Origin of the sequence: Microbacterium sp. EST19A (genome assembly GCF_019969685.1) — a bacterium.
GTDB lineage: Bacteria > Actinomycetota > Actinomycetes > Actinomycetales > Microbacteriaceae > Microbacterium.
On sequence record NZ_JAHXYZ010000002.1, the window covers coordinates 1017307 to 1039110 of the forward strand.

The 21804-nt window shown below is 69.0% G+C and carries 24 protein-coding genes; 5 read left to right on the forward strand and 19 right to left on the reverse strand.

The window, feature by feature from the left end:
• Positions 1–104: 104 nt before the first annotated feature.
• A complete protein-coding gene (locus LC452_RS14820; RefSeq protein WP_223626617.1) occupies positions 105–548 on the reverse strand; it encodes a GtrA family protein in 444 nt (147 codons plus the stop codon).
• Between the two features lie 55 nt (positions 549–603).
• Between LC452_RS14820 and LC452_RS14825 the strand changes: the two genes are divergently transcribed.
• Positions 604–1389, forward strand: a complete 786-nt coding sequence (locus tag LC452_RS14825) for a glycosyltransferase family 2 protein (protein WP_223626619.1) — start codon at positions 604–606, stop codon at positions 1387–1389.
• Complete coding sequence (locus tag LC452_RS14830) at positions 1386–2840, forward strand: hypothetical protein (protein ID WP_223626620.1); 1455 nt, start codon at positions 1386–1388, stop codon at positions 2838–2840. Before LC452_RS14825 ends, LC452_RS14830 begins: the two co-directional genes overlap by 4 nt.
• An 85-nt stretch (positions 2841–2925) precedes the next feature.
• Here the strand turns inward: LC452_RS14830 and glmM are convergent, their stop codons facing one another.
• The 4 genes from glmM to LC452_RS14850 all read right to left on the reverse strand — a co-directional run bounded on the left by glmM (position 2926) and on the right by LC452_RS14850 (position 6191).
• Positions 2926–4284 (reverse strand): phosphoglucosamine mutase, encoded by a 1359-nt coding sequence (gene glmM, locus LC452_RS14835; protein ID WP_223626622.1) that lies wholly within the window; start codon positions 4282–4284, stop codon positions 2926–2928.
• Positions 4285–4298: 14 nt separating this feature from the next.
• Complete coding sequence (gene rpsI / locus LC452_RS14840; protein ID WP_046012472.1) at positions 4299–4784, reverse strand: 30S ribosomal protein S9; 486 nt, start codon at positions 4782–4784, stop codon at positions 4299–4301.
• A 27-nt stretch (positions 4785–4811) separates the two neighbouring features.
• Entirely contained in the window at positions 4812–5258 is a 447-nt protein-coding gene (gene rplM, locus LC452_RS14845) for a 50S ribosomal protein L13 (RefSeq protein ID WP_223626624.1), read from the reverse strand.
• Between the two features lie 180 nt (positions 5259–5438).
• Positions 5439–6191, reverse strand: a complete 753-nt coding sequence (locus tag LC452_RS14850) for an MBL fold metallo-hydrolase (RefSeq protein ID WP_223626626.1) — start codon at positions 6189–6191, stop codon at positions 5439–5441.
• Positions 6192–6261: 70 nt separating this feature from the next.
• Here LC452_RS14850 and LC452_RS14855 point away from each other — a divergent pair, with 70 nt between their 5' ends.
• Entirely contained in the window at positions 6262–7233 is a 972-nt protein-coding gene (locus LC452_RS14855; protein ID WP_223626628.1) for a GlxA family transcriptional regulator, read from the forward strand.
• Between the two features lie 16 nt (positions 7234–7249).
• Here the strand turns inward: LC452_RS14855 and LC452_RS14860 are convergent, their stop codons facing one another.
• The 10 genes from LC452_RS14860 to LC452_RS14905 form a co-directional block, all read right to left on the reverse strand.
• Positions 7250–7918, reverse strand: a complete 669-nt coding sequence (locus tag LC452_RS14860) for an endonuclease/exonuclease/phosphatase family protein (protein WP_223626630.1) — start codon at positions 7916–7918, stop codon at positions 7250–7252.
• Positions 7919–7960: 42 nt separating this feature from the next.
• Positions 7961–8854 (reverse strand): hypothetical protein, encoded by an 894-nt coding sequence (locus LC452_RS14865; RefSeq protein WP_223626632.1) that lies wholly within the window; start codon positions 8852–8854, stop codon positions 7961–7963.
• Between the two features lie 55 nt (positions 8855–8909).
• Complete coding sequence (locus LC452_RS14870) at positions 8910–10193, reverse strand: hypothetical protein (protein WP_223626634.1); 1284 nt, start codon at positions 10191–10193, stop codon at positions 8910–8912.
• Position 10194: 1 nt separating this feature from the next.
• On the reverse strand, positions 10195–11043 hold the full coding sequence (truA, locus tag LC452_RS14875) for a tRNA pseudouridine(38-40) synthase TruA (protein ID WP_223626636.1): 849 nt from the start codon (positions 11041–11043) through the stop codon (positions 10195–10197).
• 41 nt (positions 11044–11084) lie between these two features.
• Positions 11085–12626, reverse strand: coding sequence for an APC family permease (locus tag LC452_RS14880; RefSeq protein ID WP_223626638.1), 1542 nt, complete (start codon positions 12624–12626; stop codon positions 11085–11087).
• 164 nt (positions 12627–12790) lie between these two features.
• Positions 12791–13966: an FAD-binding oxidoreductase gene (locus tag LC452_RS14885; protein WP_223626640.1), complete on the reverse strand. Its 1176-nt coding sequence runs from the start codon at positions 13964–13966 to the stop codon at positions 12791–12793.
• Complete coding sequence (locus LC452_RS14890; protein WP_223626641.1) at positions 13963–15072, reverse strand: Gfo/Idh/MocA family oxidoreductase; 1110 nt, start codon at positions 15070–15072, stop codon at positions 13963–13965. Before LC452_RS14890 ends, LC452_RS14885 begins: the two co-directional genes overlap by 4 nt.
• Positions 15072–15842 carry an amino acid ABC transporter ATP-binding protein gene (locus tag LC452_RS14895; RefSeq protein ID WP_223626643.1) on the reverse strand — a complete coding sequence of 257 codons (771 nt, stop codon included), beginning with the start codon at positions 15840–15842 and terminating at the stop codon, positions 15072–15074. The genes LC452_RS14890 and LC452_RS14895 overlap by 1 nt, the downstream gene beginning before the upstream one ends.
• Positions 15839–16627, reverse strand: coding sequence for an amino acid ABC transporter permease (locus tag LC452_RS14900; protein WP_223626644.1), 789 nt, complete (start codon positions 16625–16627; stop codon positions 15839–15841). The genes LC452_RS14895 and LC452_RS14900 overlap by 4 nt, the downstream gene beginning before the upstream one ends.
• Positions 16628–16680: 53 nt before the next feature.
• Positions 16681–17550 carry an ABC transporter substrate-binding protein gene (locus LC452_RS14905; protein WP_223626646.1) on the reverse strand — a complete coding sequence of 290 codons (870 nt, stop codon included), beginning with the start codon at positions 17548–17550 and terminating at the stop codon, positions 16681–16683.
• Positions 17551–17738: 188 nt separating this feature from the next.
• Between LC452_RS14905 and LC452_RS14910 the strand changes: the two genes are divergently transcribed.
• Positions 17739–18803 (forward strand): LacI family DNA-binding transcriptional regulator, encoded by a 1065-nt coding sequence (locus LC452_RS14910; RefSeq protein ID WP_223626648.1) that lies wholly within the window; start codon positions 17739–17741, stop codon positions 18801–18803.
• Between the two features lie 18 nt (positions 18804–18821).
• Here LC452_RS14910 and LC452_RS14915 read toward each other — a convergent pair whose 3' ends face one another.
• Complete coding sequence (locus LC452_RS14915) at positions 18822–19187, reverse strand: helix-turn-helix domain-containing protein (RefSeq protein ID WP_223626650.1); 366 nt, start codon at positions 19185–19187, stop codon at positions 18822–18824.
• Positions 19188–19280: 93 nt separating this feature from the next.
• Here LC452_RS14915 and LC452_RS14920 point away from each other — a divergent pair, with 93 nt between their 5' ends.
• A complete protein-coding gene (locus LC452_RS14920) occupies positions 19281–20126 on the forward strand; it encodes an SDR family oxidoreductase (RefSeq protein ID WP_223626652.1) in 846 nt (281 codons plus the stop codon).
• A 79-nt stretch (positions 20127–20205) separates the two neighbouring features.
• Here LC452_RS14920 and LC452_RS14925 read toward each other — a convergent pair whose 3' ends face one another.
• Genes LC452_RS14925 through LC452_RS14935 form a run of 3 tightly spaced genes read right to left on the reverse strand, consistent with a single transcriptional unit; the run spans position 20206 to position 21754 of the window.
• Positions 20206–20589 (reverse strand): hypothetical protein, encoded by a 384-nt coding sequence (locus LC452_RS14925; protein WP_223626654.1) that lies wholly within the window; start codon positions 20587–20589, stop codon positions 20206–20208.
• Positions 20568–21191, reverse strand: a complete 624-nt coding sequence (locus LC452_RS14930) for a hypothetical protein (protein WP_223626656.1) — start codon at positions 21189–21191, stop codon at positions 20568–20570. Before LC452_RS14930 ends, LC452_RS14925 begins: the two co-directional genes overlap by 22 nt.
• Positions 21188–21754 (reverse strand): RNA polymerase sigma factor, encoded by a 567-nt coding sequence (locus LC452_RS14935; RefSeq protein WP_223626658.1) that lies wholly within the window; start codon positions 21752–21754, stop codon positions 21188–21190. The genes LC452_RS14930 and LC452_RS14935 overlap by 4 nt, the downstream gene beginning before the upstream one ends.
• Between the last annotated feature and the right edge of the window lie 50 nt (positions 21755–21804).

Sequence of the window (21804 nt, forward strand, 5' to 3'; positions counted from 1 at the left end):
CTGGAAGCCCCCTCAGACTTACTCACTCCCCTGGAGATATGTTCTCACAGGTATTGAGCAGGTTCGGGCGATAACGCGTTCGATCGGCAGCCCGCGACGGACCCTCAGGCCTTCGGCGCCACCCGGAAGACGACCCAGTGGTAGAGCACGAAGCGCAGCATCACCACGATCACGATGCTCGCGAGGTTCACGGCGTTCACCGCGAAGGCGCCGGGCGCACGACCGAGCGATGCGGCCACCAGCTCCACGCCGGCCCAGACGAGCGCGGCGCCGATCGCGGTGCACACGGCATTGGTGCCGAGGAACAGCGCGACCTCGGCGACCCGGCCGCGGCGGTCGCGGTGGCGGAACGTCCACTCGCGGTTGCCGATGTACGCGTTCACCAGCGCGACCAGAGACGCGACGATCTTGGCCGCGACGACATCCCAGCCCCACACGTAGACGAGGAGGTTGAAGACGCCGATCTCGATGAGGGTGCTCAGCCCCCCGACGAGGAGGAAGCGGCTGCCGACGCCGACGAAGCGGCGCAGTCGGGAGGGAGGATTCATGGCTCAACTAGGCTACTTGCAGAATGCCCTGCGCCCTGCCATCCCTAGGACACCTGTGACTCTCTGCCATCTCGCCATCGTCATGCCCGCCTTCAACGAGGCCGAGGGCATCCGGGGGTTCATCGACGAGATCCGGGATTCCGTGTCACCTCTGGCCGACCGCGTGACCTTCCACATCGCCGACGACCGGTCGACGGATGCCACGGCCTCCGTGTTCGACGACGTCGCGGATGTGACGGTCGAGGTGCAGCCGATCAACCGCGGACACGGCCCCACCGCGCTCGCGGCCTACCGGGCCGGACTCGCGGCGAATCCGACCGCACTCGTCCACGTCGACGGCGACGGACAGTTCTACGGAAGCGACTTCCCGCGCCTCCTCGCCGCACTGGACAAGGCGGATGCCGATGTCGTGCACGGCGTCCGCGACGGACGCACCGACCCCTGGTATCGGAAGGTGCTCACCTCCGCGGTCGGCCTGCTGATCGCCCTCGCCGCGGGTCGCCGGATCCCCGACGTCAACACTCCCCTGCGCGCGTACCGTCCCGAGGCTCTGCGCACCCTCATCGACGCGATCCCCTCCGACGCCTCGGTGCCGCACGTGCACTTCTCCCTCGCCGAAGCCCGCGCCGGCTTCACGGTCCGCTACCTGCGGGTCGCCAGCATCCCTCGTCGCGGTGCGTCGACCACGGGCACCATGTGGGGCCGCGGCAACGCCGTCAGCCTGCCCCCGAAGCGTCTGCGCGCGTTCGTGCGGACCGCCCTCGCGGAGGCCTGGAGCCTGTCGCTACGCCCCTCGGCCCCGCTGCGCGGCATCCGTCGGCCGGAGTCCGTCTCGCGATGACCCGCACGCGCACGATCCTGTTCTGGGCGGTCGCGGCCGCACTGCTGGTGGGACACGTGATCGTCGCCTGGCACAGCCTCGTCGTCTGGCGCTTCTGGGAGGACGAGGCGTTCAACCTCACCGTCCCGCAGAACCTGCTCGCCGGGCTCGGCTACTCGAGCGACGGCGCCCTCTCCGGCTCGACCATCACCCCGTTCGACCCGCGGATCTCGACCGGGCCCGTCGTGCTGCTCCCCGTGGCCGTGCTGCTCGCCACGGGCATCGACCCCGTGCTGGCCGCTCGCCTCATCCCCCTGGGCTACTGGGTGCTGCTGCTCGCCGGGCTCGCGGTCATCGGCCGCCGGATCGCCGGTCGCTGGACGGCTCTGCTCGCCGTGGCCGTGCCTCTGGCCTTCACCGCGAGCGCCAGCGTCTCCCCCATCCAGGGACCGGCCGACCTGCTCGGCGAGGTGCCGGCCGCCGCTCTCCTCGTCTGGGCCCTCATCGTGCTGCCGCGCCGGGCCTGGCTCGCCGGCCTCCTCGTCGGGCTCGCGATCCAGGCGAAGCTCATCGTGCTCCTCGCGCTGCCGGCGTTCGCCATCGCGCTCTGGGTGCTCTCGGACGGCACCGGCTGGGCGCGCATGCGCGACCTGCTGCGACGCGCATGGCTCCCCCTCGTGATGGTCGCCGTTCCCACCCTGCTCTTCGAGCTCGCCGCCCTGATCTCGCTCGGCTTCTCCGGATTCGTGGAGCACCTCCGCAGCCTCGTGAGCTTCGTGCGCAGCGGCGGGCAGGGAGACGCATCCACGACCGTGGTGCAGAAGCTCGGCACGCTCGCGGAGTCGTGGTCGCTGCCGGGCGTGCTCGCCGTCATCGGCGCCGTCATCGCCATCGCGCTCGCGGTCACCGGGATCGTGCTCCGCTGGCGCTCGGCGACGCCCGCGGAACGCATCGTCATCGCCTACGCCCTCGCGGCCTTCGTCGGCGCGCTCGCCTTCGTGGGCTGGTGGGCGACCGCGTCGCGTCTGCCGCTGTGGGTGCGGCATCCGGCTCCCGGCATCTTCGCGTTCTTCCCGATCATCGCGGCGGTGGCCGTGTGGGCCGTGATGCGGATGCCGCGGTCGCGGGCCGCGCGGACCGTCGGTGTGGTCGCGGCATCCGTCCTCGCTCTCGTGGTCGCCGCCGGCGGCACCGCACACGTCGCCGCGCAGTTCGCACCCCCGACGCTCATCACGCTCGAACAGCAGCGCGCCGGCATCGCCCCGCTCGCGGCCTGGGTCGCCGACAACGACGTCGAATGGCTCGCCGCCGACCCCTGGGGCGCGGCCGTGGCGCCGATCGTCCTGTCGGGCGCCCATGTGGGTCTGTTCGACGCCGAAGCGATGCAGGGAGTGCCACGTCTCACCGGCGGCGTCTGCACGACCGAGACGTTGGCTGACAGCGGCTACTTCCGGATCTGCGCCGCACCGTAGCGCCGTCCCCCGATCACCGAGCCGGATACGACGAACGCCCCGCATTCCGGCGGGGCGTTCGATCTGATTCAGAGGCGGGTGACCGTCAGAGCGCGAGACGCTCCTGGACCACGCCGGCGAGGCGATCCGCATAGGCGCGCACCGACTCGGCATCCGCCGCTTCGACCATCACGCGCACGAGCGGCTCGGTGCCGGACTTGCGCAGCAGCACGCGTCCGGTGTCGCCCAGCTCGGCCTCGACGTCGCGCACGGCCTGCTGCACGTGCTCGTCGTCGGCCACGCGGTCCTTATCGACGTCGCGCACGTTGATGAGCACCTGCGGGTAGACGGTCATCACCGCGGCGAGCTCGGCGATCGTCTTCTTCTGACGTGCCATCTCGGCCACGAGGTGCAGGCCCGTGAGCAGTCCGTCACCCGTGGTGGCGTACTCGCTCATGATGACGTGACCCGACTGCTCGCCGCCCAGTGCGTAGCCGCCCTGGTTCATGTCCTCGAGCACGTAACGGTCGCCGACGGCGGTCTGCCGCACGGTGATGCCGTGCTCGCGCATCGCGACGTGCAGGCCGAGGTTGCTCATCACGGTCGCGACGAGGGTGTCGTCGGTGAGGTGGCCGCGCTCCTTCATCGACACCGCGATGATCGCCATGATCTGGTCGCCGTCGATGTGGTTGCCCTGAGCGTCGACGGCGAGGCAGCGGTCGGCGTCGCCGTCGTGGGCGATGCCGATGTCGGCGCCCAGACGCACGACGGCCTCGGCGAGGTTGTCGAGGTGGGTCGAGCCGACACCGTCGTTGATGTTCCAGCCATCCGGGTCGGCCCCGATGACGGTCACCTCGGCGCCCGCGTCGCGGAACGTCTCCGGAGAGACGCCGGATGCCGCGCCGTGTGCGCAGTCCAGCACGACGTGGACGCCGTCGAGACGGTTCGGCAGCGAGCCGAGGAGGTGAAGGACGTACCGATCCTCTGCGTCGGAGAACCGCTCGATGCGGCCGACGCCGGCACCGGTCGGGCGGAGCTTCTCCCCCGCCATCGCCTCTTCGATGCGCTGCTCGACGACGTCGGGGAGCTTGCGCCCGCCGCGCGCGAAGATCTTGATGCCGTTGTCGGGCGCGGCGTTGTGCGACGCCGAGATCATCACGCCGAAGTCGGCGTCACGGTCGGCGACGAGGAACGCGAGCGCGGGCGTCGGGATGACGCCGGCTTCGAGCACGTCCACGCCCGAGGAGGCGAGACCGGCAGAGACCGCGGCCGTGAGGAAGTGTCCCGAGACCCGGGGGTCGCGGGCGACAACTGCGGTGAGTCGCTTGCCTTCGGCTTTGCGAGACTCCGCAGTACGGCCCTGGCCCAGGACGACAGCAGTCGCCTGGGCCAGGGTGAGCGCCAGGTCGGCGGTGAGGATGCCGTTGGCAAGTCCTCGCACGCCGTCCGTGCCAAAGATCGGCATCGGAGCAGTTGACCTTAACGCTTCGAGTACTGAGGCGCCTTACGGGCCTTCTTGAGACCAGCCTTCTTGCGCTCCTTGACGCGAGCGTCGCGCGAGAGGAAGCCGGCCTTCTTCAGGGTCGGACGGTTGTTCTCCTCGTCGATGCCGTTCAGCGAACGGGCGATGCCGAGACGCAGCGCGCCGGCCTGGCCCGAGGGGCCACCACCGGAGATGCGGGCGATGACGTCGTATGCACCGGTGAGGTTGAGCACCGTGAACGGGTCGTTGATCAGCTGCTGGTGCAGCTTGTTCGGGAAGTAGTCCTCGATCGTGCGGCCGTTGACCGTGATCGTTCCCGAGCCGGGGACGATGCGCACGCGGGCGATGGCCTGCTTGCGACGGCCGACAGCGGCACCCGGGACGCTGAGCACGGGGCGGGGAGCCGCCTCGACTGCTTCGGTCTCGGGGGTCGACGTCGAGAAGTTCTGGGGGGTTTCGGTGGTGTCCTGGATGTCAGCCACGAGTATGTCCTTAAGTCTTTACGGCGCTTACTGGGCGACCTGGTCGAGGGTGTACGTCTTCGGCTGCTGAGCGGCGTGCGGGTGCTCGGCACCGACGTAGACCTTGAGCTTCGACAGCTGCTGACGGCCGATGCTGTTCTTGGGGAGCATGCCACGGATGGCCTTCTCCACAGCACGGACCGGGTTCTTCTCCATCAGCTCGGCGTAGGTGACCGACTTGAGGCCGCCCGGGAAACCGGAGTGGCGGTAGGCCAGCTTCTTCTGGAGCTTCTGACCGGTGAGCGCGACCTTGTCGGCGTTCACGATGATGACGAAGTCACCCGAGTCGATGTGGTTGGCGAAGGTCGGCTTGTGCTTGCCACGCAGGAGCGTGGCGGCGTGCGATGCCAGACGGCCGAGAACGACGTCGGTGGCGTCGATGACGACCCAGTCGCGCTGGACCTCGCCGGCCTTAGGAGTGTAAGTGCGCGTCACGATAGTGCTGCTTTCTTATGTCGAACGGAGAAGTTCGTGAATCCCACTCCGGGGTGGTTCTTCCCAGGGGGAGGAACACGCCAGTGGAGGGCTCACGTTCGGATTGTGCATCTTCCCCGCAGAAGGGAAGGGCACCAAAGAGACAGCATACGCCACCCGGTGCCCTTCCCCCAAACCGCCTCAGCCGACGGCGACCCGCTCCCCCGCCGGGAGCACCTGCAGGCGATCGCCCCGGCCCGCGTACTCGAACATGGCGATGAGCCGCTCCCTGGTCTCGGAGAAGTGGAACCAGCCTTCGGCGTGCACGGGCACGATGACGGCATCCGCGAGGACCTCGGCCGCCTCCAGCGCCGTGCGGGCGTTCAGCGTCAGGTCGATGTCTCCGAAGCGCCCGACGTTCGCCGCGCCCGCGAAGAGCACCGCGATCCCGATGGCCGGGAACCGCGCGGCGATCTCGCGCACCAGGTCGACCGAGGCGTTGTCACCCGACACGTACACCGTGGGGTGCCCCTCGGCCTCGAGCACGAATCCGGTGACGACGCCGGCGAGCGCCTCGGCGCCCTCAGGCCCGTGCAGGGCGGGAACCGCGGTGACGACGACGTCGCCGACCCGGTGCTGCTGCCACGGTGCGAGACCCGTGATGCCCGGGATGCGCGCGGCCGAGTCCTCGGTGCCGAGCACGAGCGGCACCTCGCCGAGGAGCGCACGCCCGGCGGTGTCGAGGTTGTCCTCGTGCTGGTCGTGGGAGAGGAGCACGGCGTCGATCGCTCCCAGGGCGGATGCCGGAACGGCGGGGCCGGTCAGCTTGCGGAGCACGACCGGGCCGTCGTACGAGCCGGGCTCGTCGAAGGTGGGGTCGGTGAGGAAGGCCAGACCGGCGTAGGTGAAGTGAAGGGTCGGACCGCCGACGAGAAGGGCTGAGATCTGTGTCATGAGTCGAGTCTCCGGCATCCGCTCATCCGCGCCCAGTGGCCTGAAAGCACACTTCCGATAAGATCAGGCCATGGCCTCCTCCGCACTCCGCTCCCGCGTCGCGGTCCTCGCGTTCCCGCACATCAGTCCGTTCCACCTCGCCGTGCCGACCCTGGTGTTCGGCGGCGCCGGGCTCGACGGCGTGCAGGGCCTCTACGACGTGCAGGTCTGCGCCGAGCACCCGGGGTCGATGCCGACCGGGGCGGGCTACGGCATCCAGGTCGACGCCGGGCTCGAGGCGATGGACGACGCCGATCTCGTGGTCATCCCCAGCTGGCGCGAGGGGACGACGCCGTCGGCCGCGCTGCTCGAGGCCGTGCGGCGCGCACATCACCGAGGTGCGCGGATCGTCGGACTCTGCCTCGGCACCATCGTGGTCTCGGCATCCGGGATCGCGGACGGCCGCGAGGTGTCGACGCACTGGGCAGCCGCCGACCGGCTGTCGGCCGCAGAACCGCAGGTCCGGGTCCGCGACGACGTGCTCTGGAGCGACCTCGGCGACGTCATCACCTCGGCCGGTGCCGCCGCCGCGCTGGACTGCTGCCTCCACATCGTGCGCTCGGATCACGGGAGCGTCGCGGCATCCGCTCTCGCCCGCTCCCTCGTCCTCGCCCCGCATCGCACGGGCTCGCAGGCGCAGTACATCCCGGCGCCGGTCGTCGCCGTGTCGGCCGACGACCCGATCGGGCGGGCGATGCTCTGGGCGCGCGAGCGCCTCGACTCCCCCATCGACGTGGACGCCTGGGCGGCCGCGACGCACATGTCCCGTCGCACCTTCACCCGACGCTTCCGGGACCGCACCGCCACGAGCCCGCAGCAGTGGCTGCTCGATCAGCGCGTCGAGTTCGCGCGCACTCTTCTCGAGAGCGGCGACGACTCGGTCGACCGGGTCGCGGAGCTCGCCGGATTCGGCAGCGCCGTGTCGCTGCGCCTGCACTTCCGGCAGCGGCTCGGGGTCAGCCCTGCCGCGCATCGTGCGGCGTTCCGCACCGGAGTCGCCTGAGCCGACGCGTGTCGCCTCAGTCCGGCCGGACCGTCACCAGGATGGGCATGTGGTCGCTCGACTTCTGCGGCAGGGTCGTGATGCGCTGGATCTCGAAGCCCTTCGAGGTCGCGAAGTCGAAGTGACCGCGGAACACCCGGTACCGCGTGTACGTGTGATCGTCGCTCAACGACAGCGAGTAGCCGTGGTCGCGCACTGTCTGTCCGAGGCTCTCCTTGAACAGCGGGTAGTTGTAGTCGCCGACCATCAGCTGGGGAAGGCCCTCGCCGAGCAGGGCGACCTCGTCGAGCGCGGCACGGATCTGATGGCGCCGCAGCGAGTTCAGCGCGGTCAGGGGTGCGGCATGGAAGGACGCGACGATGAAGTCCCGGCCGTGATCGATGTCACGCACCCGCGCCGCGAGCACGCGTTCATGCGCCGGCTTCGCGATCCTGTCATGCAGCGACTTCTTCAACCCCAGCATCCGGATCCCCTGCAGGTGGAACGTGCTCGCCCGGTAGAACAGCGCGAGTCCGAGCCGGTTGCTCTGGGTGGCATCGGCGAGCACGAGCCCGCCGATCTGCTCAGGCAGCTCGGGCACGTCGCATTCCTGCAGGCACAGGATGTCGGGATCGTGCGCGCTCACGAGTTCGGTGAGCTCGCCCGCCGCCTTGTGCTTGTTGAGGTTGTAGGAGATGACCTTCATGACCCCGCCAACGCTACCGCCATGACCGCGCGCGGGCGTGGATCACTCGTCATATCCCCAGCGGATCCCGAGGACTCCCGGTCCGAATCCGTGCCGCGCGACATGCACGGATCCGCTGCGCACCGACCGCATCGACGAGACGTACTCGTCTTCGGTCTCGAGGTACTCCTCGCACCAGCTGGGCAGCGCGTCGGGGTGGAAATGCACCCAGATCAGGGTCTCCCGTGCGGACCGTGAGGTCGCATGCCACGCGGACTGTCGTGGCGGATACCCGGGCGGGAACGACTCGGTGAACTCGAAGAGCGTCGTGCCGCCGGTCGTGATCGGCTCGTCGAGCGCGATCACCACTCCGGAGAGCAGGCGACCGGGATGCAGGTATTCGCGGTCGACGCGCCCACCGACCACGTCGGAGATGACCGACATGACCTCGGTCTCCTCCGGCGCCACGTCGATCAACGGCAGCTCGGTGATCACGCCGCTCGTCGCCTGGACGAGCGAGCGCATCACGATGCTCTCGACCGCGCCGCCCGCCCCCACGCGAACGGTCAGATGCGTGGAGAGGTCGCGCAGGGCATCCTGCGAGACGGACCGCAGCGCGCTCAGCGTCTCGTCGGTCTCCCGGTTCTCGCGCTCCTCGTCGAACGGCAGCCGCGGCGGCGCCACCGGGCCGAGCCGGCTCGACGGCCGGAGCAACGAGCTCAGATGCCCTCGGGCGAGTCCGAGGCGGTCCTCGATCCCCTCGACCACGCTCAGGGACTGCGCTCCCTCGGGCTGGCGGTCACCCGACCGCCAGTAGCTGAGCGTCGCCATCGACACGGCGTTGCCGTCGTGCGCCAGACCCTGCTGCAGCCGCGACAGCGTGATCCCGCGCTCGGAGATGGCCGCGCGCAGCGCCGCCGCGAAAGCACCCGTCTGAGCGCCGAACTGATCCGTCACATCGCCCCCGTCGTTCCGTGAAGAACGTGCGTCGGGTTCAGCATACTGATGCGGATCAGCGACGGCGCCCCGTAGCGGATCGGCGGGATTCCCGACGGCTCGGCGGGTCCTGAGTCCCATCGCCCGGGAAGGTCGCATCGCGGATGGCCTGCCTCTCGCGACTGCTGCGCGCGGCATCCGTCCACCCGAGGACGAAGCCCGACACGATCAGGATGCCGCCGGCCCACAGCACGACGTCGGCGTCGAGCAGCCGGGACTCCGCCCAGGTCACCCCCGTGCCCAGGATGACCAGGGCAGCGCCGACGGCGGCGAGGCCGCGCTGCAGACGCACCACGGCCCGATTGCGGGTGATGAGCGGGAGGACGACGATCGGAGAGACACGTCGCGCCCCCTGTGCGGCCCACCGGGCGAGAGCGATCTCGCGCCCGAACTGCAGTGCCACCCCGCTCAGCCAGGCGACGACTCCCGCCGCGGCGCAGGCGGCGATCGCGATGCCGCTGGCGAGACTCAGCACGTCGATCCCGTTCTCGACGGGCTCGGCCCAGGTGACCGGATCGCAGGTGCGGCATTGCTGGCGCAGGAAGACCGAGAGCATGAACGCGGCGAGCGCCACGAAGGTCGCCGCGAGCAGGATGTTCGCGATACGCCCCACGGTCTTCGCGCTCGGGGTCGTCAACCACCGCGGTGTCTCCATCTCGATGGATGCCGCGCGACGTCGTGCGTCGGCGGCATCCGCCATCGACGCCAGGCGCTCCCAGCGCGACTGCTGCGCGCTCACCCGCTCCTGCGTGCGCGCGACTCCGCGTCGGCCGGCTCGTCGCACGAGCTCCGCGAGGAGAGCCACGGCCGCCATGACCGCGAGCGCGATCCAGAACTCGACGTCCTCGCGGAGGTCTTCGTCGAACAGCAACCCGAGCGCGAGGAGGAAGCCCAGCCCCGCCACGCACCAGAAGAGCACGAGGCCGAAGGTCTGCAGATGGGCGGAGGGAGGCTTGCTCAGCTCCAGCCGCAGCTGACGCTGCGGAACACCGTCAGGACGGGACAGCGCGACCGCCTCGGCCGCGCGGAACGCGGCCGAGCGCTCCGCGATCATGACCAGCGGAACGCCGATGGCGAGGATCGCGCCCGCAGCCAGGATCGCGCCCATGCTCGCCCGGAACACCGGATCCAGATCGATCTCGCGGTAGAGCGACGACAGCGCATCCTCGCCGACGATCCCCATGACGAGGATGGCGAGGAACGCGTACAGGGTGCCGACGACGAGACCCACGCACGTGTCGAGGAACGCCCGCCAGAACGCCCAGGCCGGCGACGACACCTCGACGAACGAAGAGTCCACGTCAGTCGCCCTCGCGGTCCCTGCGGGCGCGTGTCTGCGCCGCGCGGGCACCGAGCAGCTCGTCGGCGGGGTATCCGACCTCGGTCAGCGTCAGTCCCCGCGCCGCCAGCACCTTGAACTCGCTGGTGCGCGTGAGGGCATCCCGCAGCACCACGAGGTCGCCGACATCGAGGCGCCCCTCGCCGACCGCGACGCAGCCGCCCACGAGCGCCCGCACCATGCTGTGGCAGAAGGCATCGGCCTTGACCTCGGCCACGAGCACGCCGTCGGCATCGCGCTCCCAGCGGTAGTCGAGCAGCGTGCGGATGGTCGTCGCCTCGTCGCGCGGCTTGCAGTACGCCGCGAAGTCATGCAGTCCGATGAGGGTGCGCGCCGCGGCATCCATCGCCTGCGCGTCGAGACGCCCGCGGACGGTGGTCGTGTCGAGCCGACGGAGCGGATCGAATCCGGCCTCGGCGTCGGCGAGCCGGTAGCGATAGCGGCGCCACACGGCGGAGAATCGCGCGTCGAAACCCTCGGGGGCGAGCGAGCTCCGCGCCACCGTCACGTCGGAGTACGCCCCCAGCACACCGCGCATGCGTCCGGCGATGGAACCTGCGGGGTCCTGCGCCGCGCGACCGTGCCGCGCCTCGATCCGCCCCCACTGGGCTTCCGTGAGATCGACGTGCGCGACCTGCCCGGTGGCGTGCACTCCGGCATCCGTTCGTCCGGCGACCACGAACTGCACGTCGGAGCCCACGATGCGGGCGAGGGCGGGCTCGAGCGTTCCCTGCACCGTTCGCAGGGTGGGCTGCTTCGCCCACCCGCGGAAGTGGGTGCCGTCGTAGGCGATGTCGAGCCGGATGCGCACGGAGCAAGCCTAGGACAAGCTCGCCGACGGGCGTCTGCGACTCAGATGCCGCCGTCGATCGACCGGATGGTCACGCTCGGCTCGTCGGGCACCATCACCTGGGTGTCGCGGTTCAGGCTCTCGCCCCGGAAGAATCGCTTCGACCGCGGGAAGAGGTACCAGACGAACATCAGCACCAGGCCGAACGCGAGCGAGCCGATGCCGATCACGAAGGTGCCGCCGATGCCGAAGAGCACCGTGTACCCGTAGTCGACGTCGAACATGTCGATCGCGGACTGGATGAACGCCCACGCCAGCATGAGTCCGCCCAGCAGCGGGAAGAGCCCCTTGAAGAAGAACTCCCTGACCGAGCGCGTCAGGTCCTTGCGGAAGTACCAGACGCACGCGAAGCCGGTGATGGCGTAGTAGAACGCGATCGCGAGGCCGAGCGACAGGATCGAGTCCTGCAGGATGTTGTCGCTGATCAGCGTCATCCCGACGTAGTACGCGACGGCGACGACGCCCATGACGATCGTCGAGAACGACGGCGTCTTGTACTCGGGGTGCACTTCCTTGAACTTCGCGGGGAGTGCCCGGTAGACACCCATCGCGAGCGTGCCGCGGGCGGTCGGGAGGATCGTGGTCTGGGTCGACGAGATCGCCGAGATGACCACGGAGACCACGAGGACCCACCCGAACGGTCCGAGCAGGCCGTCCTTGATCGCGAGGAAGAAGTCGTCGGCATTGGCCTCGTTGCCGAGTCCCGTGCCCGTCTCGCCGAGACCGGCGTACATCATCGCGGCGATCGTGACCGAGACGTAGGTGAAGAGCAGGATGACCGTGGTCAGCAACGCGGCCCGTCCCGGGATGCGCTTCGGGTCCTTCGTCTCCTCGTTCAGCGCGAGGCAGGTGTCCCAACCCCAGTAGATGAAGAGCGCCAGGAGGATGGCTTCGGTGAAGCCCGCGTAGTCGGTGAAGGCGAACGGGTTCAGCCACGCGAAGTCGAACGGCGTCGCGTCGGGGGCGGATCCGGTGAAGAACTGGAAGAGCGCGGTGACGACGAAGATGGCCAGCGCCAGATACTGGATGCCGAGCAGGATGTTCTGGATGCGCTCGCCGATCTCGACGCCGCGCCAGCTGACCCAGGTCATGGCCGCGATGAAGACGACGGCGACGACGACGACGCGCCAGTCGTTGTTCTCGAGGTCCTGGCCGATCAGCGACCAGAAGTAGACCGAGGCGATCTGAGCGAGGTTCGCGAGCACCACCATGCCGGCCACGGCCACACCCCAGCCGCCCATCCAGCCCACCCACGGGCCGAAGGCCTTGGTCCCCCAGGTGAAGGTGGTGCCGCAGTCGGGAACCGCGTTGTTGAGCTCCCGGTAGGCGAAGGCGATGAGCAGCATCGGCACGAAGGCGATGATGAACGCGATCGGAGCCTGCGCGCCGACGGCGAGCACGACGAATCCGAGCGTCGCGACGAGCGAGTACACGGGGGCCGTCGAGGCGAGACCGATGACGGTCGATCCCCAGAGTCCCAGTGTTCCCGCAGCCAGACCCTTGCCGTCGGGTCGTTCCAGATGAATCGGCGTGGTTGCTGCCATGTCAGAACAGTAGGGCCACTGCGGTTCTCGCGTCAATCGTTTTCTCAGGGCGACGGATTCCGTGCTTACCGGCAACCAACTCAACGGATTCCGCGTTAGGACGGAGGTGGCAGCCGTCCGATGACGGCCGCCACCCTGGTGCGACATCCGGAATGAGCGATCGGTTACTTCTGCGTGACCGGCGCCCAGGCGCCGATGCCCACCTCGCCGAGCTCGGCATCCGCCTCGAAGCGATCCAGACGGAAGGCGTCGAGCACCGGAGACGGCCGGCCGGTCGCGATCTCCTCGGCGAGCAGTTCGCCGAGGATGAGGCCGAGCGTCGCGCCGGAGTGGGTGAACAGTGTGTAGAGCCCGGAGATCGCCGAGACGGAACCGACGACCGGCTCACCATCGCCGGGGATCGGCTTCAGCCCGGCGGCGACCCGCTGGACCGTCAGTCGCGGATTGCCGGCGAGCACGCGCGCGCCCTCCTCGAGCAGCCCCTGCACCGAAGCATCCGGCACGGTGAGAGATCCGTCCTCGCCGATCTCGATCGACTTCTCGGCCCAGTCCGCGTCGAGCACCAGCCGACCGTCCGGCATCGGGCGCACGGCGACACGGGGCGTGTTCAGGACGGTCCGCACACGCGGCTCGACCGGCTCGGTCATCACGACGAACGCCGCGGGCGTGGCATCGGGAACCGTCACTCCGAGCGCCGCCAGCTGGGCCGGCACATGCCCGCCGGTCGCGAGGACGACCCGGTCGGCCGCGAGGGCGGTGCCGTCACCGAGAACGACTCCGATGACCGCGTCGCCGCGCACGTCCACGCGGACATCCCCCGCGTCCTCGATGACCTCCACGCCGTTCGCGACTCCCTCGGCGAGAAGCGCCGCGATCAGATCGGGCAGGTTCACCCACCCTTCTCCGGGGTTGAAGATCGCACCCTCAGCCGCGACCGCATCGGCGTCGACGTCGGGGGCGAACTCCGCGATCCTCGTCGGCTCCACCCAGACCGAGTCATATCCGCCCGCGCGTTCGTAGGCGAAGGTGTCGCGGAAGCTCTCGCCATCCGCACCCCATTTGAGGGCTCCGTCGAACCGCAGGTAGTCACTGCTCTCCGGATGCCGCTCCTTCCAGGTGCGGTATCGGTCGATGCCGATCAGACGCAGGTACCGGTACTCCGTCGATCGGGCGCCGGAGGAGTTCAGCCAGGCGATCGATCGACCGGATGCGCCATCGCCCGGCTTCCCGGAGGTGACGAGCGTGACCCTGACGCCCGTGCGGGCGAGGTGGACGGCCGTCGAGGTGCCGAGGATGCCTGCGCCGATGACGGCGACGTGCAGAGAGGGCTGGGGTGTCATCGTTTTCCTTCATTCGGAGTGGAGCGGTCGTCGGCACGGTCGTCGACGTGATCGAGGCCCGCGCGCAGCGGGGTGCCGGAATGAATCCGTTCGATCACCTCGAGCACACGCACGGAGTCCATCGGGTCGACGGGAAGCGACCCGCCGTCGCGGATGCTGTCGGCCAGCACGCGATAGAACGCGCCGTAATCGCCCCGCGACATCGGGTGCGGGGCGAGAGAGCCCTCGACTCCGAGCAGGCCCCAGCGCTCGGCGGGAGTCGTGCCGTAGTCCTCGTCGTCCGGCGAGGCGCCACCATCGAGCGCCGCCTCCTGGCCGTCCAGACCGTGGCTGGTGAAGCCGCTGCGAGAGCCGAGCACATGGAACCGCGGGCCGAACTGCGCGGCGAGCGAGTTCATCCACAGGTGCGAGATCGTACCCTGGGAGTGCCGGAGCGCGACGAAGGCGTCGTCGTCGGCCACACCGCCTGGGCGGTTGACTCCGAGTTCGGCCGAGACGTCAACGATCGGGCCGAACAGCTGGACTGCCTGATCGATCAGGTGCGTGCCGAGATCGAAGAGGATACCTCCCCCCTCCTGCGCGGTCGCCTCCGCCTTCCACGTCGCGCGCACCTCGGGCTTGTACCACTCGAACCGCGACTCGAAGCGCCGCACGGTGCCGAGACGACCGCTCGAGACGAGGTCCCGCAGCGTGAGGAAATCGCCGTCCCACCGGCGGTTCTGGAACACCGAGAGTCGACGTCCGCGCTCATCCGCGAGAGCGACGAGCGCGCGGCCCTCCGCCGAGGTCACGGTGAACGGCTTGTCGACGACCACGTCGAGCCCGGCCTCGAGAGCCGACGCCGCGATGCGCGCATGGGTCTCCGGCGGCGTGCCGATCACGACGAGGTCGAGATCATTGGCGCGGGCGAGCACATCGTCGACCGAAGCCAGAACGGATGCGTTCGGGTGCCGCCCGGCGGCATCCGACGCCCGCTCGTCGTCGCCGGTGACGATCACATCCAGCGAGTACGCCGGGTCCGCCGCGATCAAGGGGCTGTGGAACACCCGACCGGAGACGCCGTAGCCGACCACCGCGGTGCGGATCGGGGCCAGCGTCGCCGGCATCACAGGACCTCCGACAGGAACAGCCGCAGCCGGTCGCTCTTCGGGGCGTCGAAGATCTCTTCCGGTGTGCCCGCCTCGACGACCCGGCCCTCGTCCATGAAGACGACCTGGTCGGCGACCTTGCGCGCGAAGCCCATCTCGTGGGTCACGACGAGCATCGTCATCCCGCGCTGGGCGAGTTCGGCCATGAGGTTCAGCACACCCTTCACGAGTTCGGGGTCCAGGGCACTGGTGGCCTCGTCGAAGAGCATCACCTCCGGCTGCATCGCGAGCGCACGGGCGATCGCGACACGCTGTTGCTGTCCACCGGAGAGGTCTCGCGGGCGGTGGTCGGCGCGTTCCGCGAGGCCGACCTCGGTCAGTCTGGCGAGCGCGAGCCGTTCGCCCTCTCCCTTCGACATCCGCTTCACGTTCCGCAGCGCGAGCGCCACGTTCTGGAGTGCCGTGTGGTCGGGAAAGAGATTGAAGTGCTGGAAGACCAGACCGACGCGACGTCGGAGCACGTCGGGCTTGAGCCCGAGCGCATCGTCGTCGGCGAGCATCACACGGCCGGCCTTCGGCTCATGCAAGCGGTTCACGCCACGCAGCAGCGTGGACTTCCCCGAGCCGGACGGACCGATGATGCAGGTGGTGGTGCCGGGTTCGACGGTGATCGAGACGTCGCGGATGACGTCGATGTCTCCGTAGGCCATCCGGAGATTCTCGATCCGCAGACGAGATCCCGCATAGAAGTGGCCGTCGGTCACGGGGAGCGGCGATGTGTAGGTCATGTGTTCTCTCCACGGGTGAGCGCCGGGCTGAGGGTCTGTTCGGCGACCTCGTCGAGGCCGCTCTTGGGAGGTGTCGCCTTGCGACGGCCGACACGGAAGCGATTGTCGAAGTAGTTCACGAGGTGCGTCAGCGGCACCGTGATGATCAGGTAGAAGATTCCGGCCATCACGAGCGGCGACAGGTTCCCCGTCAGGACGGCGGCATCCTGTCCGACACGGAACAGCTCGCGTTCGCTCACGAGCAGACCGAGGAAGTACACCAGACTCGAGTCCTTCACGATCGCGATGAACTGATTGACCAGTGCCGGAAGCACCCGGCGGATGCCCTGCGGCACGACGACGAGGCGCATGGCGCTGCCGTAGGTCATCCCCAGAGCACGACAGGCCTCGAGTTGGCCTCGCTCGACGCTCTGGATGCCTGCGCGGAAGATCTCCCCGATGTAGGCGCCCGCGATCAGGCTCAGCGCGAGGATGCCGAGGGGATACGGGGATGGTCCGAAGATCTGGCGACTCAGCGCGGCGAAGCCCTGGCCGATCAGCAGGATCGTGAGGATCGCGGGCAGTCCGCGGAAGATGTCGGTGTAGATGCGCGCGGGAATGCGCAGCCATGCGGTGCGGGCCACGCCCATGACCGCGAGGATCATGCCGATCACGATGCCGAGCACTGTGGCGGCCACCGAGATGATGAGGGTGTTCACCAGCCCCGTTCCGAGCAGCTGCGGCATCACCTGCCACATCGCGTCGAAGTCGAGGAATGTCTGGATGATCTTGTCGAGCCAGTCCATGGGATATCTCCTAATCGGGGCGCGGGGCCGAGGCCCCGCGCCCGGTGGGGCTGTTACTCGCCGCCGTCGCCCTCAGCCTGCTCATCACTCGGCAGGTACTGGTCGGGCATGGGCGAGCCGGGGAACCACTTCTCGTAGAGCTCCTTCCACGTGCCGTCCTCCATGGCGGCGTGCAGAGCCTCGTCGAGGGCCTTCTTGAACTCCGGCTTGTCCTTCGCGATCGCGAATCCTGCCGGAGCATCGAACGACGGGATATCGATGGCGTTCTCGAGTCCGTACTGCTCGGCGTACTCCTTCGCGGCCTCGAAGTCGAGGAAGTGCGCGTCGATCGAGCCGCTGTTGACCGCCGAGATCGCGGAGTTGTTGTCCGGGAAGCGCACGAGCTCGGTATCGGTGAAGTTCTTCACCGCGTAGGCCTCCTGCAGAGTTCCCTGGACGACGCCGAGCCGCTTGTCGGCGAGACTGTCCTCGTCGCTGATGTCGCTGTCGGGGCTGGCCATGACGGTGAGGTACCCGGCGAGATAGCCGTCGGAGAAGTCGACCGTCTCCTCACGCTCGGCCGTGATGCCGATCGCAGCGACGCCCACGTCGAACTGACCGTTCGCGACGGCGGAGAGCAGACCGGAGAAGTCCTGGCCGGTGAAGACGACCTCGTCGATGCCGATACGGCCGGCCACATCGGTGAAGAGCTCGACGTCGAAGCCGGTGAACTGACCGGTCTCGTCCGTGAAGGTGTACGGCTTGGCGTCGCCGAGGCTCGCGACGCGGATCTCACCGGGCGTGATCAGCCCGTAAGGATTGTCCGTCGCCGTTCCGTCACCCCCGGCGTCGTTCGACGTGGGCGAGCAGGCGGCGAGCGCGACGACCGCAGTGGCGGCCACTGCGGCGATCGCCGTGCGGCGGAGGGTGGAGCGGATGCTCATGAGGTTCCTCTCTGAACTGCGTGGTGCGTGGGGGTTGGGATGAGTTGCATTGAGACCGGTCTCACTCTGCTAGATTGAGACCGGTCTCAATGCGTTTCATCGGACAGTACACGCCTCACGGCGATGGAGTCAACCGATAGCGTCGAATCTGAGCACCGCCTCGCGAAGAGGCGACTGACGGGGGTGGCATGAACGAAGCGGGAGCGAGTCGTCGAGAGGCGACCGTCAACGACGTGGCACAGCTGGCGCGCGTGTCGAAGGCCACAGCGGCACGCGCCCTCGGCGACTACGGAGCGGTCAGCGACGCTGTCCGCGATCGCGTGCAGAAGGCAGCGGACGAGCTGGGGTACCGCCCGAACGCCCTGGCCCGCACGATGAGCACCGGCCGATCGAACACGCTCGGCATCATCATCGGCGATATCGAGAACCCGTACTTCGCGAAGGCGACCAGGGGTGCCGCCGACGTGGCGGCCGAAGCCGGCTACGACCTGATCCTGTCGAACTCCGACGAGGAGGCGGAGACCGAGGCGAAGGCGGTCGCCGTGCAGCTGGCGAAGCGAGTGGACGGTCTGCTCATCGCTCCTGCGTCATCACTCGCCCCGGGCAACCTCCAGCCCGTGCTCGACGCGAGGCGCCCGCTGGTGCTGTTCGACCGCACGGTGCCGGGGCTGGATGTCGACGCGGTCGTCACCGACAACCGCTCCGGCGCCCGCCAGCTGACAGAGCTGCTGCTGCGCGCCGGACACCGCCGGATCGCCTTCATCTCGACGCTCACGCATCCCCGGGCCTTCCGCGCGGACGAGATCCTCTCCTCCTCTGCGGTGGCGGAGCGTGTACAGGGCTTCACCGAGTCCCTTCGCCGGGCGGGGGTGGCCCGCCCCGAGGCTTCCGTGCACCTCAATGCGCGCCACGACGGCGTCGATGCGGTCGCATCGCGCATCCTGGGCGGCGATGACCCCGTGACCGCGATCATCGCATCGGACAGCCTCGTCGCCCTCGCCGCATTCCGCACCGCGCGACGGATGGGAGTGTCGATTCCGGAACGACTCTCGCTCGTGGCCTTCGACGACGCGGACTGGATGAGCGTCACCACCCCGGATATCACGGTCGTCGAGCAGCCGATCAACGAGATCGGCGCACAGGCGACGCGCATGCTCCTCCGCCGCATCGCCGGCGATGGGAGACCCCCGGCGACCACCGTGCTGCCGCAGCAGCTCGTCGAACGCGGATCGGTGGCGACGCCGCCTCGCTGATGCCGACCTCCGCCGCGGTCAGTCGCGTCCGAGCATCCCGTCGGCGTGGTCGGCGACCCACTCCATCAACGGCAGCATCCGCTCCATCAGATCGCGACCCAGCGGAGTCAGGCTGTATTCGACGTGCGGCGGCACGGTCGGCAGCGACTCCCGGTGCACGAGGCCGTCGTCGGCCAGCGTGCGGAGCGTGGACGCGAGCATCTTCTCGCTGATGCCGTCGACCTCACGGCGGAGCTCGCCCCACCGATGCGTTCCGTCGGAGAGGGACGACAGCACCAGCACGCCCCACTTGCTCATGATGTGGTCGAGCACGACGCGCGTGCCGCACCCCTGGTCGAACACCTGCGGCGTCGATTCCTTTATCTGCGCAAAACTCACCGACATGTAGGTACCTTACCTCAAAGTGGGTACCCTCCCGGCGGAATGTTATGCGGGGCTGGGAGGGTTGTCGAGGGTGTCACCCACGAAAGGACACTCATGACCATCCTCATCACCGGCGCGACCGGCAACCTCGGTCGTCTCATCATCGCGAGCCTCATCGAGCGGGGCGCCGACCCGCAGTCGATCATCGCCGGCGCGCGCGATGTCGCCAAGGGCGCCGACCTGGGAGTGCCCGTCGTGCACCTCGACTACACGGACCCGGCCTCGGTCGAGGCGGCGCTGCGCGGCGTCGACTCCGTCGTGCTGGTCTCCGGCTCCGAGGTGGGACAGCGCGTCGCCCAGCACCGGGCGGTCATCGACGCCGCGAAGGCGGCCGGAGTCTCGAAGCTCGTCTACACGAGCGCCCCGAAGGCCACCACGAGCGACCTGGTCCTGGCGCCCGAGCACAAGGCGACGGAGGAGCTCATCGCCGCGTCCGGCATCCCTGCGGTGATCCTCCGCAACAACTGGTACACCGAGAACTACGCCGCCGACCTCGTGCGCGCGGCCGACACCGGAGTGCTGGCCGCGGGCGTCGGCGACGGACGGGTCGCCTCGGCGAGCCGCAAGGACTTCGCGGATGCCGCCGCCGTCGTCGCCCTCGAAGACGGCCACATCGGCGAGGTGTACGAGCTCGGCGGCGACGTCGCGTGGAACTACGGCGAGCTCGCCGCTGCCATCTCCGAGGTCACCGGCCGCCCGGTCGAATACCGGCCCCTCACGGCCGAAGAGCAGAGCGCAGCCCTGGAGGCCGCAGGTCTCGATGCGGGCACCGTCGGCTTCGTGGTCGCCCTCGACGCCGGCATCCGCGGCGGCGCACTCGCCGACACCGACGGCACACTCGCACGCCTCATCGGACGCCCGACCACGCCGCTCGTCGACGGCCTGCGCGCCGCGGCCTGACCTCTCCGGCTGCAGCGACACCGACGCGCCGCTCCTCGTCTGCGGGGAGCGGCGCGTCGAGTGCCTCGGGGGGGGGGGATCAGGCGGCTTCGCGGGACTGCACGTACACGACGGTCAGCGTGATGCTCTCTCGCACCAGCCCCTCCGCGCGCAGGAGTGTGTCGATCGCCGCATACGCCGAATGGAGAACAGCAGACGCGTGCGAGTGCACGTCGAGTCCGAGCGATGCCTCCACGGCGATACCGCCGTCGCCCGATGCGACGGACACGATCGGCTCATCTTCTCTGCCCGTGCCGAGGGCGGCAGCTCCCGCGCGCAGCAGATTCGAGATCAACGACCCGGACCGATAGACGTTCCGCACGCCCGCCGTTCCGCGTACGACCGCCTCGATCTGCGCGGCCAGCGCGGTGCGCGCCTCGGATGTCATCTCCGGTTCCGGGATCACCGCTGCCGCTCCGTCCATGACGCCACCTCCTGGATGTCTCTGATCACGATGTCGATCGCGACGATGTTGAGTTCGGTGAGGCTGCTCAGGCGCTCTCCCACCTCCGCGCGGAGACGATCCGCGAGGCTCGGGATCGGCTCACCGTGGAACACGTTCGCCTCGATCTCGACGCGGATCGGTGCCGCGGGCACAGCCACGTCGCCGTCGAGCCGGCATCGTCCGACGAGCACGCCGGGAACGGCGTTCTCTGCCGAACGGATGATGCCCCGTACCGCACCCTCGGTGATCGCGAGATCGACGTCCGGGTCCGGTGACTCGAACGGGATCCTCCGTCCTGCGCGCGCGTCGAGCGCGATGCCGCTGAGGATGCGGTCGACCCAGTTCTCGTCCGCCTCGGGGGCCGCTGCGGTGTCCGCGACCATCAGCTCGTCGCCGAGGCCTCGCAGCCTCTCGAGAGCGTCGAGGGCCAACTGGCACCCGGGCGATTCCTCGATCGACCGTTCCACGGGCTGACGGCCTGATTCGAGGTAGTCGGTCAGCTCTTCGAGTGTGTGTCCATCGAGATCGGTCGGTTCGAGACCGAGCGAGCGATGCAGGGAGTCTTCGTGTTCGTCGGTCATCGCCACTCCTCCATCCGTACGATCATGTATTTCCTCGCGCGAGCGAGCAGGCCGCGCGCCGTCGTCGCCGGGATGCCGAGTTCTTCGGCGATCTCGTCGTACGAGTAACCGCCCATCTCCCGGAGGACCCAGCACTCGCGCTGAGCGTCGGGCAGTTCACGCAAGGCGGCACCGAGCGCCGCGACCCCGGCCCGCGCCTCGACGATCTCGGCGGGCGACGAGTTCGAGGGGGCGGGACTGTCGAAGTCATCGATGTCGAGCACCGGGCGGAGTGCCCGGATGCGGTCGACGGCCTTGCGGCTGACGATCCTCATCAGCCAGCTCTTCACCTTGGACGGATCCTCCAGTTCGGAGAATCGCCGCCAGGCTGTGACGAACGCCTCCTGCACGACATCGTCGACGTCGGCCGAGCCGTTGAGCATCCGCTGCGTGTACGCGCGCATCATCGGTGTGTACCTGCGCACGAGGACCGCGAACGCGTCGACGTCGCCGTCCATCGCGCGACCGGCGACGATGCGGTCGTCCGCATAGTCCAGCGCTCGCCGAAACCGTTCGTCTTCCATCTGCTCACTTCCCCGTACTGATCCCCAAAGAGGTTCGGAACGGACGCGCC